The following is a 750-nucleotide window of genomic DNA, read 5'->3' on the forward strand; positions in this document are numbered from 1 at the left end:
TCCCTTCACGGGAGCGTGGATTGAAATAAATAGCCCGTGGTGAAGTCGGCTATGATGAGGAAGTCGCTCCCTTCACGGGAGCGTGGATTGAAATAAGAAAGAGAAAAGGCACCATCAACTCTACATCAGGTCGCTCCCTTCACGGGAGCGTGGATTGAAATAATAAAACGTGTCTGAGGGAGAAAATGGACTCAGGTCGCTCCCTTCACGGGAGCGTGGATTGAAATAATAATATAAAGACTGGGTTTAATCTTAGATTCAGTCGCTCCCTTCACGGGAGCGTGGATTGAAATAATAAACACTTGGACGATTGAGCCTTTTTTAACCGTCGCTCCCTTCACGGGAGCGTGGATTGAAATAATAATTACGTCGGCAACCATTTCAACAAATAATTGTCGCTCCCTTCACGGGAGCGTGGATTGAAATAAGCGTGGTGTTGTATTCGACGATTTTGCCTTTTGTCGCTCCCTTCACGGGAGCGTGGATTGAAATAAGCTTGTTCTAGCGTTGAGAAAGAGCCGATAAGTCGCTCCCTTCACGGGAGCGTGGATTGAAATAAAACACAGGACTTACCAACACAAATTGGGAATAGTCGCTCCCTTCACGGGAGCGTGGATTGAAATAAAGGTTTAAATGGGGAAAGCGTTTTTCTCAAAAGTCGCTCCCTTCACGGGAGCGTGGATTGAAATAACGAAGGCACGAACGACCGCTTATGGCAACCAGTCGCTCCCTTCACGGGAGCGTGGATTG

At 47.5% G+C, this 750-nt stretch carries 1 CRISPR repeat array.

Annotation, left to right across the window (positions count from 1 at the left end):
• Positions 1–691: direct repeats of the CRISPR family, unit length 29 nt; unit sequence TCCCTTCACGGGAGCGTGGATTGAAATAA.
• The last annotated feature ends 59 nt before the right edge of the window (positions 692–750 follow it).

This window comes from Streptococcus sp. HMSC10A01, assembly GCF_001807785.1.
GTDB classification, from domain to species: domain Bacteria; phylum Bacillota; class Bacilli; order Lactobacillales; family Streptococcaceae; genus Streptococcus; species Streptococcus gordonii.